The sequence below is a fragment of the Vibrio sp. 1-1(7) genome (assembly GCF_013048485.1).
GTDB classification, from domain to species: Bacteria; Pseudomonadota; Gammaproteobacteria; order Enterobacterales; family Vibrionaceae; genus Vibrio; species Vibrio fujianensis.
This window is the reverse complement of record NZ_VHSP01000002.1, coordinates 507,963-524,162: the sequence shown is the minus strand read 5'-3', so window position 1 is coordinate 524,162 and position 16,200 is coordinate 507,963. Positions and strand designations below refer to the sequence as shown.

General features: G+C 44.6%; 14 protein-coding genes, 1 tRNA gene and 1 CRISPR repeat array. Of the genes, 2 read left to right on the top strand and 13 right to left on the bottom strand.

What is annotated here, in order from left to right; translation table 11 throughout:
* Positions 1-13: 13 nt before the first annotated feature.
* The 9 genes from FKN05_RS10315 to FKN05_RS10275 all read right to left on the bottom strand — a co-directional run bounded on the left by FKN05_RS10315 (position 14) and on the right by FKN05_RS10275 (position 10,794).
* Positions 14-499 (bottom strand): hypothetical protein, encoded by a 486-nt coding sequence (locus FKN05_RS10315; protein WP_099611141.1) that lies wholly within the window; start codon positions 497-499, stop codon positions 14-16.
* A 70-nt stretch (positions 500-569) separates the two neighbouring features.
* A complete protein-coding gene (locus FKN05_RS10310; protein WP_099611140.1) occupies positions 570-986 on the bottom strand; it encodes an IrmA family protein in 417 nt (138 codons plus the stop codon).
* Positions 987-1,155: 169 nt separating this feature from the next.
* A CRISPR array of direct repeats spans positions 1,156-1,603; the repeat unit is 28 nt; unit sequence TTTCTAAGCTGCCTGTGCGGCAGTGAAC.
* A 155-nt stretch (positions 1,604-1,758) separates the two neighbouring features.
* On the bottom strand, positions 1,759-2,397 hold the full coding sequence (gene cas6f / locus FKN05_RS10305; RefSeq protein ID WP_170887449.1) for a type I-F CRISPR-associated endoribonuclease Cas6/Csy4: 639 nt from the start codon (positions 2,395-2,397) through the stop codon (positions 1,759-1,761).
* Positions 2,398-2,406: 9 nt separating this feature from the next.
* Positions 2,407-3,438 (bottom strand): type I-F CRISPR-associated protein Csy3, encoded by a 1,032-nt coding sequence (gene csy3 / locus FKN05_RS10300; RefSeq protein ID WP_170887448.1) that lies wholly within the window; start codon positions 3,436-3,438, stop codon positions 2,407-2,409.
* 14 nt (positions 3,439-3,452) lie between these two features.
* Positions 3,453-4,337, bottom strand: a complete 885-nt coding sequence (csy2, locus tag FKN05_RS10295) for a type I-F CRISPR-associated protein Csy2 (RefSeq protein WP_170887447.1) — start codon at positions 4,335-4,337, stop codon at positions 3,453-3,455.
* Positions 4,334-5,596, bottom strand: a complete 1,263-nt coding sequence (gene csy1, locus FKN05_RS10290; protein WP_170887446.1) for a type I-F CRISPR-associated protein Csy1 — start codon at positions 5,594-5,596, stop codon at positions 4,334-4,336. Before csy1 ends, csy2 begins: the two co-directional genes overlap by 4 nt.
* A gap of 230 nt (positions 5,597-5,826) precedes the next feature.
* Positions 5,827-9,195: a type I-F CRISPR-associated helicase Cas3f gene (cas3f, locus tag FKN05_RS10285; RefSeq protein WP_170887445.1), complete on the bottom strand. Its 3,369-nt coding sequence runs from the start codon at positions 9,193-9,195 to the stop codon at positions 5,827-5,829.
* The gene (cas1f, locus tag FKN05_RS10280) at positions 9,192-10,181 is read right to left on the bottom strand and encodes a type I-F CRISPR-associated endonuclease Cas1f (protein ID WP_170887444.1); all 990 of its coding nucleotides are present in this window, start codon (positions 10,179-10,181) and stop codon (positions 9,192-9,194) included. Before cas1f ends, cas3f begins: the two co-directional genes overlap by 4 nt.
* 538 nt (positions 10,182-10,719) lie before the next feature.
* A tRNA-Gly gene (locus FKN05_RS10275) sits at positions 10,720-10,794 on the bottom strand.
* 420 nt (positions 10,795-11,214) lie between these two features.
* On the opposite strand from FKN05_RS10275, the gene FKN05_RS10270 reads away from it, so the two are divergent.
* Complete coding sequence (locus FKN05_RS10270) at positions 11,215-11,403, top strand: hypothetical protein (protein ID WP_099611136.1); 189 nt, start codon at positions 11,215-11,217, stop codon at positions 11,401-11,403.
* A gap of 53 nt (positions 11,404-11,456) precedes the next feature.
* Here the strand turns inward: FKN05_RS10270 and FKN05_RS10265 are convergent, their stop codons facing one another.
* Positions 11,457-11,936, bottom strand: a complete 480-nt coding sequence (locus FKN05_RS10265) for an RNA-binding S4 domain-containing protein (protein WP_161426821.1) — start codon at positions 11,934-11,936, stop codon at positions 11,457-11,459.
* A gap of 153 nt (positions 11,937-12,089) precedes the next feature.
* On the opposite strand from FKN05_RS10265, the gene FKN05_RS10260 reads away from it, so the two are divergent.
* Positions 12,090-12,485, top strand: a complete 396-nt coding sequence (locus FKN05_RS10260) for a PPC domain-containing DNA-binding protein (protein WP_099611134.1) — start codon at positions 12,090-12,092, stop codon at positions 12,483-12,485.
* On the opposite strand, the gene FKN05_RS10255 is transcribed toward FKN05_RS10260, so the two are convergent.
* From FKN05_RS10255 to FKN05_RS10245, 3 genes are read right to left on the bottom strand one after another with little or no spacing between them, the layout of a single operon-like run.
* Complete coding sequence (locus FKN05_RS10255) at positions 12,482-14,074, bottom strand: ABC transporter ATP-binding protein (RefSeq protein WP_170887443.1); 1,593 nt, start codon at positions 14,072-14,074, stop codon at positions 12,482-12,484. The genes FKN05_RS10260 and FKN05_RS10255 overlap by 4 nt on opposite strands.
* Positions 14,074-15,114: an ABC transporter permease gene (locus FKN05_RS10250; protein WP_099611132.1), complete on the bottom strand. Its 1,041-nt coding sequence runs from the start codon at positions 15,112-15,114 to the stop codon at positions 14,074-14,076. Before FKN05_RS10250 ends, FKN05_RS10255 begins: the two co-directional genes overlap by 1 nt.
* 2 nt (positions 15,115-15,116) lie before the next feature.
* Positions 15,117-16,199, bottom strand: a complete 1,083-nt coding sequence (locus tag FKN05_RS10245; RefSeq protein WP_170887442.1) for a microcin C ABC transporter permease YejB — start codon at positions 16,197-16,199, stop codon at positions 15,117-15,119.
* Position 16,200: the final 1 nt, after the last annotated feature.

Here is a 16,200-nt window from a genome sequence, read left to right as displayed (position 1 = left end):
ATTTGAGGAAAACTCAACGAATATAACTTATCTTTAACACATTATTCCGCGCATTCTCGCCAGCTTCGATAAGATCATCAAAATCAAACCCGTTGACAAAATTAATCAGTGCTTTACTTTTAGCTGGATTAATTTTCAATTCATAAGCCAGTTTCTCTGTATTTGATAAATGTATTAATCTTTCAATTTCAACGCGAGATAAACCTGGATTAGACTTAACATAATCTTCAAGCAGAATTTGATTAAATGCTACGGCTGCGGCATATTGTTCATTATAATCTTTTCTCGATTCGATGAGTTCAACTAACGAGTTAATCACACTATCGTATGACTCTCCCTCTATTTTTGGCCGTGAGACATATTGATAAAAGCTTACCGGCCATAATAATCCCACTTCAATATGGTCTTTCCCTATATTATCATAACCATGCGTGGTAACGATTGAATAGCCCGATACAACAAACATCATAATAATATAAAAACGTAAAATGTGTTTCATAACACTTCCATTCTAAACATAATAATTTAATAGCAAAATAGCGTTGATAACCTAAAAAGCATCCTATAACTTATTGAGCCATACGAATATTGAAAGGTTTAAAATCTCGCGCTGATATCATTTTGCTTTTTAGAAGATTAATAGGTTGACCATCTACGATGGCTTGAGCATCCTTAACTAAGATGGTTAGTTGTTCATCACAAAAAGCCTCGCTCTCTAAGTATGCGTCAATATAACGATCAGCTGATGATTGGCCAAAGTGTGCAATTTCAATAACCCCCGATGCAACTTCTTCACCGACCTGATTAAAAGCAGAAACTGAAAGCTGAAGATCGATTATTTCATTCATTTCACTATCAAATGAAAAGACAGCCGAACATTGTCCTTGACCGGCCCAAACCGTATTGGAATGCCAAAATTCAACGGCATAGGCGGGTAAGGTTAAAAAGGAACTTATGGTGATACATATCAAGATAATCGCTTTCATCAAATTTTCTCCTTGATTGATGAATGAATGAATGAATGTTGCAGTTTATCTTAGAACGACGCGATAAAGCGCGAACTTTTTAAGCTATTTTTAAGCTAAAAGTGGATCAGTTTTCGGTGATCGTTAACACAATGAACGAACGGTAACATAAGAAGAGCCGATCACTCGCTTTCTAAGCTGCCTGTGCGGCAGTGAACAGCTACACAGTACGGTGCATGGTGCATCAAAATTTCTAAGCTGCCTGTGCGGCAGTGAACGCATGGTCGTACTCAGCACGGCCATGTACCACTTTCTAAGCTGCCTGTGCGGCAGTGAACTCACTTTGTTAGTCTACTCAGGAATTCGGAGTTTTCTAAGCTGCCTGTGCGGCAGTGAACAAGGAATACGACTAATAGAAGATGTGGTATTGTTTCTAAGCTGCCTGTGCGGCAGTGAACGTGATGGTTGCGGTATCGGCTTTAGTCGCGGCTTTCTAAGCTGCCTGTGCGGCAGTGAACGGCGAGGCTTTCAAGAAAAACGCCCAGTTATTTTTCTAAGCTGCCTGTGCGGCAGTGAACCGCTTGCGCCCCTTGGTCACCCAACGCTTGACTTTCTAAGCTGCCTGTGCGGCAGTGAACAATAGAATAAATCAATAAAAATAAGTTACAACAGTTAGTTAGGATAAAAAATGCATTTTTACCTTATAAAAAACCACCCATTGTAACTTATTGTATTTAAAGCTTATTTTTAAAGAGCAAAAATAAAGGGTAAAAACTACCCTTTTTCGTTCAATTTAAAAGTGCGGTACGGTCGCCAATGCGGATTGTCCATTCGCTTTGCTACTTAAACCATAGCAATCAAAGCTCCCATCTTGAGATGTGCTTTGGGACTGCATCTCAATAAACAGCGGAAACTTGCTGTTTTTTTCTGGTGAGCGTTGCTTGGTTTGCTGGCTATGCAAGTAAATAAACGGCAAAGAGCACAAGGCTGTCGGCTTGCTTTGTTGCAAATCCGCTAAACATTCCACCAGTGGTTTACCGGATTTTGCTGCCCATAGTTCGGCTTTTTGCTGCATATCCCGCTCTATTCGTTCGGGCGATTTCACCTGCTTGCGTACAAAGCTGACGTAAGTTACCTCGCTTGGTACGGGTTTGATGCCTTTGATGTGCACATAGTCTTCTAGCCGAGTTAGCCAGCGGTGGATATCTAACTTTTCCAATGTCGCTTGCTCTTTTGCAAAGAGACGCAGCTTAGCGCCGAGCGGAAACTTTGCTTGACGATAATCAGGAAAACCGACCGCAACCAGAGATTGATTGCTACCCACTTTGTGCTCCACCAAAGCAATGTGCACTTGTTGAAAGACGTTTTGCCACAGGAAGCCTACTGCGATGTCGGCATCTGGCAATAAAGTGATCTCTTGGTAGTAGTTCATCACTGCCACCTATTTGTCACTTTCGCCAAATACACCACCGCGCACCAATACGGCCATGACGTAATGCTCATCTTCTTCACGGGGCAAGCTTTCACCACGCGCCCATTTATCAAAGAAAGTGTAAAAATCTTGCTTATCTTTCGGGGTACGGAACGCCTTTCCTAAGTTAGTGACTGCACCATAAGGTTCAACGGCAATTGCTCCTGCACTTTGCTCCTCAGATGCGTAATCTGGGTACCAAGTATCAATGGAACGCAGTGCGTTACCAATTTTTTGTGAGTGCATCGCAGCATGTTCATTAACTGCATACAGGATTTTACTTTTCTTGGTTTTGCTGTTGCCTTTATCCAGCACCAGCTCTTCACTTGGATAGACCTCTTGCGCTTTACCAACCTTGGCGTAACAGTCAATTTGCAGCATCAAATGTTCAGACTCGCTGGCTAAAGCTTTGGCAATACGTTCTGCCAAGCTATCGATATGTTGATCATTATGATCAAAATGACGTGTACTAAATTGTTTGCCATCAAAAGTCCAAGTTTGCTCCGCTCCTTTGTTAAGCGCCTTAACTTGCACTTCAATCTCTTCTGCACCCACTCGGTTGCGCCATAGAAAACGAGCATTGGCAAGGTTGGTGGCGTAGCGTTTCGCCAACTCAAAACAGCCATATTTGGCAATGTACTGTGAAACTGCAGCACTGTAACTCTGTTTGAACAGCGTATTGTTACATGCCGAAGGTTGAGCAAGCCCCCCTAATACTTTGAGTGTGAAGTGCAACTTCAAAGTATCGTGATCCTGCCCCAACGCACAAGCATCCACTCGTTGTAAGTTCGCCTTTTCGACTTCAGCATTCAATTTAGCGGGATCATTTTTCACCGCCGCTTTTAAACGATTAGAAATCGTGCCACGTACCGATTTTTCTTGCAGGGCTAACGGGATTGCGTGCTCTTTGGTTTCCCACTGGCAACCAAAGAGATAGCCATCCGATGGTACTAATTTTTTTTCAAATGCGAGTACTGAAGCGCTGTCGTTATTTTTAGCCATGATGTTGTTCCTTATTAGTATTCGTTGATAGGGTTAACTTGCTGACAAAGGTAAAGATCGTTTTCTAAATCGGGGTGGTATTGCCAAAGGATGTCATCGAGATGTTTGATTTTGTGCGCCATGACAAATTCGCCTAGCGTGACCACACTTTCGGCAAAGCGATGCGGCACTGATGGATCTCGCTGATTTTTTGCTTCACCTAATGGTGAAATGCCTTGAAAGCCTGTGGCAATCGGTACAATCCAGCCACTCGCCTTGCGCTGGCTACGCCAAACAACGCTTTGGTCTTCAAGCTGTTCACAATGGTGATGTACGGTGAGGTAGTCGAGCAGCGCATCTATGGCATCATTGCCTTGCTGCATGGCGTCTATCATTAAATCGCGGCGTTCAATCAGCACATAGCCTGGCATTAATTGGCGTAGGACTTGAGCGGTATCCTGTTCCGTAATCACAGATTTGATTGAGGGCTTCCCAACGGAAAGAACGTCACCTCCTGCCACTTTCATCGTCGCGATCACCGCTTGCAACTGCTGGGTAAAGTCTGGCTGCTGAAGTTCTTCGTCATTGCCACTCCACTCAATAACGAGGGACACATCTAAGTGACAGCGTGCTTCCTCGATAAATGCCGAGCGTGAACCATCCTTATCGAGTGGATTGCCAGTACCGATAATTGAATAAACAAAGTCACCTTCGCCTTTATGAGTCTGTACATCACAACGGTGGCTCACCACCGCAGCACTGTGCAGCATGAGATCGGATAACCCTGCTTGGTTCAGCTTGCGCTCTAAGGCATGCACAAAGCCTAGCCATGCCGTCATGGCCGGAAAGCCAATCGTAAAGGGGCTTGAAAGTGCATTGGCGTTGTGAATTTTAAGATGCGGTAAAATCAATACGTTCATCGCAAGTTCTCCTTATTGCTGGCAACCACGCTCTCAATCGCTAGCAGCTCTTGGTCAGCCAATGTTATGGGATTAGCGATCACTTTGCTGCGGCTGTAATGGTTGATGAAGCCTCGCGCAATGTGGCGAGCGAGTTTATCGAGCCATTCATCCTCGTGCTGACGCTGCTCAGCAAACTCTGGATAGAGCCAGATTTTTTGCTCCAAAGGCAACGCACTCGATAATTCACCGGAATACGCTTCAAGAAATAGGCGTACTTGCCACATTTTTTCAATCACCAAATCAACGTATTGCTGAATACGGTAGTCGCGCCCATCACGGAGATTGATGTTGTTGTAGTCGGTTTGAAAGAGTCGATGCAGCGCTTCAAGCACCTCTTTGGCTTGCCAAGCGCTAAAGCTCTCTTTGAAAAAATCCGTTTTCGGCAAACGAATATCGCGAGGTGTTAACTCCGGTGGTATAGAGGCCAGCAAATGTGCTTTACCTGCGTTTTGGTTATTGAGCACACTGATATTTTGCGGTTTTGTGCCGCCAAACCCAATCGTGGTGAGACCAAAGATCTCTTGGTAACCCTCAGGATGAAAGTGATTCGTTTTTTTGCACTCTCTTGCCTCTTTTACCGCATCACCAAATCGAAGTGCATCAAGACGTTTACGCAACTCAAAAAGATGACCGGAATGGGTTAATAACGACAATAAATGATATTCCCCATCGGCTATCGGGAAATAGACTTGCTTAATCTTCGAGCTAGAAACAGACGCCTGATCGCTATCGACCATTTTTAAAAAGCCATCGCGTAGCGCCTGATATTCACAACTTGGTATATCAAGCAATTGCCTTGCTAACTCGCTTTGTTCCTCAATATGCACCAATAAAGAACGTTGGTCGCTCATCTCTAAGCTGAGAAACTTGTATACATCTAATGCCGCTGCGTTACCGAGTGCATCTAGCTCAACACTCACATTGCCGGAACGAAGCAAACCATCTATTCTTGGTTTGTTCTTGGCAATAATGGACGATACGTAACCATTTTTGTTTTTCCGCGCACTCGGATGACTAAAGGTACAAGGATGCGAAGCCACTGAAATTTGTCCCGCCCTTTTGGCTGCATCAGGCAACCAATTGTCTAATAGAAAGTTTTGCTCACACTCCTGTTGTTTTTCCAATACTTCTGTATCAGACATTGCTGCACTGATGTTTTTCTTTAGCCATGCTTCTTTACGCTCAGCAAAAAAGGCGGCTATTGCTGGATCTATCATTTGACATCTCCCGTCTCGATTAAATTACGCTCAGTTTATAACCAACACAGACAACATTCAACCATTATATAATTATTTAATTAAGTTATAATAAAAATACTTTGAAAGAGTTCGACTCTTGTTATAGCCTCTCCCCCGACTGCAAAAATGCAGCTTAGAAAATTATCTAATTGTTTAAGATGTTCACTACCATACAGGTAGCCAAAGGCTGGATTTTCCAGCCTTTACTTCTAAGAGCTTTTGACCAACCCTAGCTGATCGTTGTAACTGTATTGCTGATTACCTTCACGGTAGATAAAACTGATTTCGCCATAACGCACTGAGGTGGAGAATTCCTGTTCAGGGCTTGGACTGTAAAAACTGACTAACTCACTGTAATCACGCTGTAGCCAGAGCTTCTGTTGCTGCGTTGGTGGAAGCGGCAGGTGTTTAATATTTAACACTTCATCGATTGAAGGCATCCCCTCGTCAGGCAAACAAAACTCAATGCTGCGCGCTTTTTTAACTAAGTAGATTTGCACTGTCGGTTCACTTTTACGAAAGCGTTTGAAGTGTTGCGGCAATCCGGTAAGCCACCAGTAGCCGTGAATATGACCGTGCAGATGCTCATACCAACATGACTGCGGCGAGCTACTGCGACGATTACGGTTGTATCTATCCTGACGGCTAGTATTGACTTGCTGTGGTTTGCCAATTTGATCGGTGCCAAGGGTTTTCGCGGTGGCAAAGTGCTCTAAATCTGCCAAGTTGTTGCGCGGTTCTAGCACTACTCGCTTTTGAATACGGACAATGGCATTGACCGCTTGCAGCAGCGACTTTTCATCCACCAGCTCAGATAAATCATGAGTGGCGAGCTGGGTGGCGCTGTCTGTTTCATAACCGGGATGATTAAATACTCGATCTGAGCCTCCCTTAAAGCCTTTAACGTTGTATTGCAACAAGCCAATATTGGGCTCCTGAATCTCACCATCACGATGTCTACGTACTCGGCCTGCCATTTGAATAATTGAACGAAAAGATGATGGCTCAATTACCGCCCAGTCAAAGTCATGATCACGCCCCACTTCTTCAACTGGGGTGGCAACCAGAATAAAAATCAGGTTTTTCGCTTGGCAAGTCGTTAGGTGATCACGAATCACGGGATGAGCAAACGCTTCGGGTAATTCTCCCGTTTTCTCTTTGCGTTTGAGCACTTCATCCAAATGCTTTTCTTGCGCATGACGTAGTAACATCACTTGCTGACTGTGATAAGGCATGCAACGCACTTCGGTATCGGCAGGCCACTCACAGCTGAGTAGATATTGGGTTAATTCGACGCAAGGTTGAATATTGGCAACCCGAACCACGCCAAACGATACTCTTGTTTGGCTTTCTGGCTCTATCGTGTTGTGGTGCTGGTGTTTGGTCAAAACCGCTTGTTTGACTATCTCGAAATACTCTTCCTCAAGCGGTTGCTCACCCTGTTTAATGCATGGAATGATTTCGGCTTTTCGTCTTGAGATTTGCTGTTTTAGTTTATCAACGCGTTTAGCAACAAAGCGTTGTTGGAACGCCTCATAGACAGCTAAATCAGCATCATCACAGCCCACCATCTGTGCTTCGGTATTAAATTCATCGACATAAACACAATTGATGCTACTGACTCTATCACGGCTGGCGGCAAACACTGCCCATCCTTGACGATAGGCATTGTATAAACCCAATGCTAAATCCGGTGGTATGGTGGCAGAGGAAATCATCACTTTGCGCCCTAGCATGCCCGCCAAATGCACTAATCGGCCAATCGCAATCAGATCATCGCCGGTAAAGTCGTCAATTTCATCAATCACCAAGTCGGATGACATTAAACGTAAACAGGGCAGAATATAGCGTCCACCACGCTTGGTTTCGGTCGCTGCCATAATGTGGTCGATAGTGCATACCAGTACGGGGGCATACAGAAGTTTTCGGTCTTTTTCTTTGGTTAAAACGGTCGTGAGCTCTTCTTCAGGCAGCACACCTTGCCAATCCAGAACATCGTTTTCATCTTGAAGACTCTCCAAAGACTCAGAACCAGCGTCAGCTTGTTCAGGTTCAATGTCGTCTTTTTCAACTTTCTTGCCCGATTGATGTAACTCCGAAATAGCTTTAGAACCAATCAGCACTGCTAAATCGCTCTCTTGCAGTTTGAGACGTTCTTTATATTCGTCTCCGGTTTGCAAAGTGAGTGTGCGCAAACCAAGTGCCAGAATAAAACGCAGGCTTTCACCCTCTTCAGATAACGCCTGCATAATTTTGGCGTTGGCGATGGTTTTACCACAACCGGTACTGGCCATGTTCACCACAAAATAGCCTTGGCTTTTATCTTCCGTGTGTTCACGCCACTCATTGATTTTGCGTACCGCTTTGTCTTGCCAACGGAATGCTTTAGGCGTGTTGGCCTTAGGTGCAAGCTCGTTGAGCTCGGTAGCTTTGAGCGGTTCGGTTTCAAAAAACGGCAGTAACTTCACTGTGTTCACTGCAACTTTAGCGACATTCACTAAGTGCTCATCCAGCTTTTGTTTACGCGCTTTAGTAATGGGATCGGTGTTGGCGTACAGATCTATCGAGGTTTTCCATTGATGATCATTAGGCTGTGATGAGTAATAGTGGTCACCTAGCATCAGGCACAACCGAGCATGGTGTAGAATCCCTCGCCAACTCCCATCATTCATTGCCAGATCGAGTAAAGGCAGATGATGCAATAGATCCTTTGCGCGGCGTTTTAGCTCAACAAGCCAAATCGAGGAATTAGAAAGTAACTCTAACGGAAATTCAAAACATTTCGGCAGCAGCGCGTTGTACTCATCAAAGCGGTTTTCATAACCCCATGCTGGGGTAATTCTGGCAAGTAAATCCGCCAAGGACGAGTTATCAACTTCTCGCTGGTTGTTACATAGAGCTTCTTCTTTTGGCAAAGGTAATCGGTGATGAGAAACAATCAACCAAGCGATCAAAGCCGCCGCTGTTGGTAATTCGGCAAGCGCCTTCTCTTTTTGTAACACGTTGGTGTTAAAGCAAGTTTCATCAATACTTTGATTGATAAGAGTCGCCAACCAAGCCTCATCTTGAGATTGGTGTATTGGATTAGCGACAAATTGATGGAACAGCAGACAAGATATCCACTCATGACGTAGCGGGTCACCTTTATGCTTGGTTTTAATTTCTGGATTTAACTTTTCCTGAAAAAGTACAGAGGCTTTACCCCAATCGTGCAGCAAAGCGGCCATTCCAGTTATCGCTTTAATCAGGGGTAAATATTTCCAATCGTTTTCAAATTCACTGTTCAACAGGTCTTTCTCTGTACTGTTTACTGGCACATATCCTTCTGCATTAAATTTCTTTTTGTTACCCACTACCCATAACAACTGGCTGCGCGATCGAGAACGGATCCAGTGGCAACTCACCGCAGTGCTGCGGCTAGCGGTTTGGCCTAGCATTTTTTTAATGGTGAGTAACCCATCTTCGGTGATCAGGGTTTGCCAGGTGTTATCACCAATGCGGTTGGCGAAGGCATCCAGTACGCGGCGGGTCTTCTTGAGAGCGTTTTTCTCACACTGAGAAACAAAGGTGACCATCATAAAGCGTGTTCCTCGCGCTCTTCTTCCTCTTTGCCTTGCAGTGCGATGTGTTTCACTGTGTCGAACATATAATCGAGCGCTTTGTGTTCAATGAAAGATTGTAAAACTTGTTGGCGAAACTCTTGCTCGGTGGCGTTTTCTTTGCCGCAAACAAAGGCCCACGGCAGCACAATCGCATCTTTGATTAAGTCGGCGACATCAAACACCAAAGCGCCACGACGGGTTTTGCCATGCATGACGGCAAAACCGTGCGGAATGCCAAGCACCCACAAGCAACTTGCCGCGAGTCCATAAGCTAAATAGTTACCATGATTCAAAAAGTCATTGGCTTTATCGGTGGATTTTTTATCCGGCTGATGCTGACGAGTAAAGCCTTCTTTCCCCGTATTATTGGCAGCGTACTTGTACAGGGCTTTGGTGAGCTGCGCTTCCGTGAGGAGCAGATCGGCTGGTTTATTCGCGGCTTCAGTACGTTGGTGGAAAGTATCAAGGGATTGCTGTATTACTTCATCTTGAACATTGAATTTTTCAAGGGTTAATTCTCGGTCTGATCGCCAAACCCGCTGCAAGTAATCAATTCGTGCGTTTTGAAATTGTTTGGCGGCGGCCAAGCGCTTTTGATCATCAAACCAGAATGAGAGCCAGCCTTGTAAGTATTCGGTTGGGCGATATTCGCTTTGCGGCGTAAACCATTCTACTTCGCAAGCCATGTGCAGTGGCGTACCGCCGCCACCACAAAACCCGACCAATACGCCAGCCTGTGAGAGCATGCGCATGGCCGCTTGAGTAATGGAGGTGCCGTTGCCGAGCATGAGTACGGTGGTATTGGCAATCGGGATATTGAAGTAGAGATTTTCTTTGTCTGCTTCGGTTAAATAGAGCACACGGCCATCTTTTTGCATCACGCGGCAGTATTCAAGGTAATACATATTGGCGCGCTTTGAGTGCAGGATGACTTTAAGATCGGAGGGTGAGAGATCGTCCATTTTTTGCTCCATGCCTGATGATTATGCATCGACTTTATCCCCTTCCTACTTGAATCTGCTGGGGTGTTGGCTACGTTCGCTTACCCCCAATCACATAAGCCTGTCTATACTCATGGGGATAATGAGAGCCATCTGTGGTTTTCATCAAAGGCCAGCCTACCTGCAACGCTAAGTTGTTTGGGTATGGGTTTGGCTAGTGGTGGTTTCAGTCAACACGGTGTCACATAACAACTTACCACGTTTAATCAACCGATTGCATGGTCATGGCACAGAGAAAAAGAGAAGTATGATGAGCTGCATATTTTTTAGAGTTATGCGGAGCTTCAGCAACAAAATGATGGCGCAAATATCTTCCATTTATCGGATAACCAATAATCTGATAAGACGATTCTATCGTTGACGCATGAAACGGAGAATTATGTTTAAAGGTAAAAACAAAAAAAACGCTCAAAAGCGCAGTGTTCGAATGGAAGTTTGGGGTTTGGGGTTTGGGGTTTGGGGTTTGGGGTTTGATAATAAACTGACGTTACTGGGGAATTGGAGCGTGCAGCGGGAATCGAACCCGCATCATCAGCTTGGAAGGCTGAGGTAATAGCCATTATACGATGCACGCTTTGCGTCTTGGCTTGCTGTCTACGGGAGTTATATTGCCACATTTATGAGAAAAGAAAAGTCTTTTTTAAGGATTTTTTTCTGTTTGCTCGTAAAATAAACAAAATAATATCAATAGGTTACTTTTCAAGCTATCCATCCCCTCAATCCTTGCTTACCCATCGTTCTCTGTATGGGACTCAGCGCACTTACCGTTTATTAGATTGATGAAGTTAAGTGGATGACAGGCGTTAAAACGCAAATTATCCGCATCAACCGCATCTAGGGTCTGTTGATCTTTCGCGATTAAATTTTGTTCAAAAAGTCAACGAATCGTAAAGAATAAGCATTCCATGTGAATCGGCAAAATTTATCAACTGGGTATATACTGACCAAGAGCAGCCAGTAACTCCCAACTCAAGTGAATTACAGGAGGTGTCAGATGAACATCAAAGACAGCATCGATGTACTAGAGCAACAAATCTATGTCGCTTGTTCAGAAGGTGATTACCAAACGGTTAATCAACTTGAGCAACAACTGGAAAAGTTACGTGGAGAAATGGAGCACCCTCTTGATGACGATCCATACGCACTCGAGGGGCGGACATTTCTTGATGATGACTGGCGATAAACCATCAAGGGAGCAAATTAAGCTCCCTTTTTACTCACTTTAGATTTTTCACTTTAGAAAAAGCGAATCGCACTGCGTCCACCTTTGGTGCTGGATGGTGCCTCTTCAATCGTCTCTTTCGTCGGCGTTTGCCTTTTATTCGACGGAGTTGGTTTTTTATTGGTGGATTTTTTTTCTGTTTTTTTTGCCGAATGACGCGCTTTGGGTTTGCTGACTGCTGGTGGCGGCGTGGTGTTGGTCATCAAACTTTGCTCTGATTTTTGTGGTTCAACCATCTCGGTCGTTGGAACATCACAAATTACTAAATAATACTCTTGGTCAAACTCCACCAAATCACCATCATATAGTTTTCTGCGTTTGCGCGTCTCTAATTCGCCATTGACCGCAACATAGCCTTCGGCGATTGCATACTTTGCCTCGCCTCCGCCACTCACGGCATTAGCAAGCTTTAAAACTTTATAAAGTTCGATGGGTTGAGCATCAACCTCAATACCGATGGCTTCAATTTCTACTTCTTCTGGATGATCACTCATTGGGAATTCTACTTTTCTGACATAACCATAGTGTATACTGAATCGATATCATGACAATGTTTCAATTCTACTGGGCGGGATTGCATTGAACACGATGTATGGGATTGGTACTATTTCAGCCATTCTTTTCCGTTTTATTATCAAGGCTTGGCCATGAAACTTATCGCAACTCGTCTATTACCGGGCACCGATCTTAAACTGGCGATACAATCGCTGGTCGCTCAGCATAATATTCGAGCGGGAACCATCGCATCTTGTGTCGGTAGTTTATCAACGTTAGCCATTCGCTTGGCAGACAGTACCACCACTCTACAGCAAAGTGCTTACTTTGAAATTGTCTCTCTTATGGGTACATTGACACCGGAACATCAGCATCTACATATCTCTGTCGCTGACCATCAAGGGCAAGTATGGGGTGGACATTTACAAGTGGGTAATATTATCCACACAACGGCTGAGCTGATGATACATCACTATCCTGAACACCAATTTTCACGCCAATTTGATCCCAACACTGGGTTTACCGAACTTACCATTAACCCCAATTAGCCTGCAGACAGCCGCACCAAAGTTTGAGTATAAGGGTGACTCGGGGCAGAAAAGAGTTGTTCTGTTGGCCCTTGCTCTACTATTTCTCCCTGCTTCATCACAATAGTGTAATGGCATAACGACTTCACCACATTTAAATCATGGCTGATAAATAAATAAGTTAACCCATATTTTTCCTGTAGTGACTTCAATAGATCGAGCACTTGCGCTTGAACCGTACGATCCAGCGATGAAGTCGGTTCATCAAGTAAGATAAATTCCGGTTTTAAAACAAGCGCACGAGCAATGGCAATGCGCTGCCGCTGCCCTCCCGAAAATTCATTGGGATAACGATGTCGCGTTTCAGGATCAAGCCCAACTTCTTGCATTGCTAAACAGATAGCTTGATCAATTTCTGAGGCAGAGTGTTGGCTATGTACAGTCAGCCCTTCACCAATCACTTGAGCCACCGACATGCGAGGGTTTAACGCAGAAAAGGGATCTTGAAAAACCACCTGCATTTTACGCCGAAATGGCAACATCGCCTGCCTATCAAGTGATTGGATAGTCTGATCGGCATAACGAATCTCACCACTCGAATTGACCAACCTTAATACCGCCATGCCTGTGGTCGATTTTCCTGAGCCACTTTCCCCAACTAATCCAATCGCATGCCCTTGACGCAACTGAAATGTCATCCCTGTGACCGCTTTGACGTGATCCATGGTGCGTTTAAAAATCCCGCCTTTAATTGGAAACCACACATTCATTTGCTGAGTTTCTAATAAAACTGGGTTATTTTTATTGACGGCAACCGGTGTGCCACGCGGATCTGATTCAATCAGTAATCGGGTATAAGGATGCTGCGGCGCAGAAAATAATTCCGCGCAATGATTTTGTTCAATCACGCGCCCAGCCTGCATCACCGCGACCCGATCGGCAATACGTCGGACAATGCTTAAGTCATGGGTAATGAACAACATGGCCATACCTAACTCTTGCTGCAAAGATTTGAGTAGATCTAAAATCTGCGCTTGAACCGAAACATCCAAAGCGGTGGTTGGCTCGTCAGCAATCAAGAGTTCGGGCTCATTGATCAACGCCATCGCAATCATCACCCGCTGCCTTTCTCCTCCGGATAATTCATGAGGATAAGCATTAATTTTCACCTGTGGTTGCCGAATCCCAACTTTTTCTAACCAAGTCATGGCTAAGGATTCTGCGTGACGTTGACGCATCCCACGGTGAATCGCTAAGGTTTCAACCAGCTGTTTACCGATTTTATGCAATGGATTTAATGACACCATAGGTTCTTGGAAAATCATACCTATCCGTCCCCCGCGAATACCCCGCAGTTGACGCTCTGAACAGGTGAGTAGATTCAATCCCGCAAACTCAATTCTGCCCTGCTGATAATGCGCTGAACCCTTCGGTAAGAGTTTTAAAATAGCATTGGCGGTGACTGATTTTCCGGAACCACTCTCCCCGACTAATGCCAGTGTTTCCCCTTTATGAATAGAGAGGGAAACTTGATGAGTCACCGTTTCGATCGCTTGTGCTCGACCAAATCCAATCGAGAGATCGGTAATGGTTAATAATGGTTCGCTCATTAACTTCTTCCTTGCACATGTGGATCAAACGCATCACGCACCGCTTCACCAATAAACACCAGCAACGTGAGCATCAAAGATAACACCACAAACGCTGAAATACCGAGCCAAGGGGCTTGTAAATTCGCTTTGCCTTGCGCTAATAATTCACCAAGAGAAGGTGAGCCCACGGGTAAACCAAAACCGAGAAAATCCAGTGAGGTTAAGGTGGTGACTGAACCCGATAAAATAAAAGGCATCATAGTGAGTGAGGCAACCATAGCATTAGGCAACATATGTCGGAAGATGATGCGGGTATCTTTTACTCCCATCGCTTGTGCTGCGCGGATATAATCAAAATTTCGGCAACGCAAAAACTCCGCACGTACCACACCCACCAAACTCATCCAACTAAATAACACCATGATGCCAAGTAACCACCAAAAATTGGGCTCGACAAAACTAGACAGGATAATCAACAAGAATAAGGTCGGCATACCTGACCAAACTTCAATAAAACGTTGCCCGAACAGATCCAGCCAGCCGCCGTAGTAGCCTTGGGTTGCTCCCACCAAAACACCAATCACCGATGAAATAATGGTCAATGCAAAGCCGAATAATACTGAAACCCGAAAGCCGTAGATAATTCTGGCTAATACATCACGCCCTTTATCATCTGTACCTAACCAGTTAACAGAATCCGGTGCAGACGGCACCGAGCCGACCACATTGAGATTGATGGTATCGTAGCTAAACCGAATCGGTGCCCAGATGAGATAGCCTTTTTGCTCAATTAATCCCACCACATAAGGGTCGGTATAGTCTGCTTCTGTCTCGAACTCGCCGCCAAAGCGGGTTTCGGCATATTGAGTCACGACAGGGAAAAACCACTGATGGTCATAAGAGACCAGCAGCGGTTTATCATTGGCAATGATTTCAGCAAACAGACTCACAATAAAGAGCAGTGAAAAAATCCACAGCGAATAGAAACCTCGCCGATGAAATTTAAACCGTTGCCAGCGCGCCTGAGTTAATGGGTTGATCCTTGACTTGTTTACCATACTTAGCGCGCCTCAAAATCAATACGAGGATCCACCCAAGTGTAGGTAAGATCGGAAATAATACTAAGCAGTAACCCAAGTAACGTCATGATATAGAGTGAACTAAATACCACAGGATAGTCACGTTGAATGGTTGACTCAAACCCGAGCAAACCGATACCTTCTAAAGAGAACATCACTTCAATCAACATCGATCCGGTAAAGAAAATACCGATAAAGGCGCTAGGAAAGCCCGCAATGATGATCAACATAGCATTGCGAAAGACGTGTTTATATAAAATAGTCCGTTCATCCAACCCTTTGGCTCGTGCCGTTACCACATATTGCTTATTAATTTCATCAAGAAAGGAGTTTTTGGTCAGCATACTTAACGTCGCAAACCCACCGATCACCATGGCAAAAATGGGCAGCGCCAAATGCCAAAAGTAGTCAATTATTTTTTGATACCAGAGCAGTTGGTCAAAATGATCAGACACTAGTCCTCGGAGTGGGAACCAACTAAAATAGTTTCCGCTCGCAAAGAGAATAATCAAAATGATGGCAAATAAAAAACCGGGAATCGCATAGCCGACAATCACCAGTGCACTTGACCAGACATCAAAACGAGAGCCGTGATGAATCGCTTTCATAATGCCAAGGGGAATGGAGATAAAGTAGATGATGAGGGTACTCCATAACCCCAAAGAAATCGAAACGGGCAAACGTTCTACAATCAAATCAATCACATCTCCGCCACGAAACAGACTCTCACCAAAATTAAAGGTCAGATAGTTTTTCAGCATCTCAAAGTAGCGTTGATGTATCGGTTTATCAAATCCAAACTGGCGTTTGATCGCCTCAACCACTTCGGGATCTAAGCCTCGTGATCCTTTGTAACCTGAACTATCATCCAGTTTGCTGGCGATAACCTCTTGCCCACCGCCAGCGAATCGTTCCATGACGCCAGAAGTGTGCCCTTCTAACTGAGCAATCGCTTGTTCAACAGGGCCACCTGGCGCAATTTGAATAATAAAAAAGTTAATGGTGATGATCGCCCACAAGGTGGGGATCACCAGCAATAATCGGCGAAAAATATACGCAGCCATG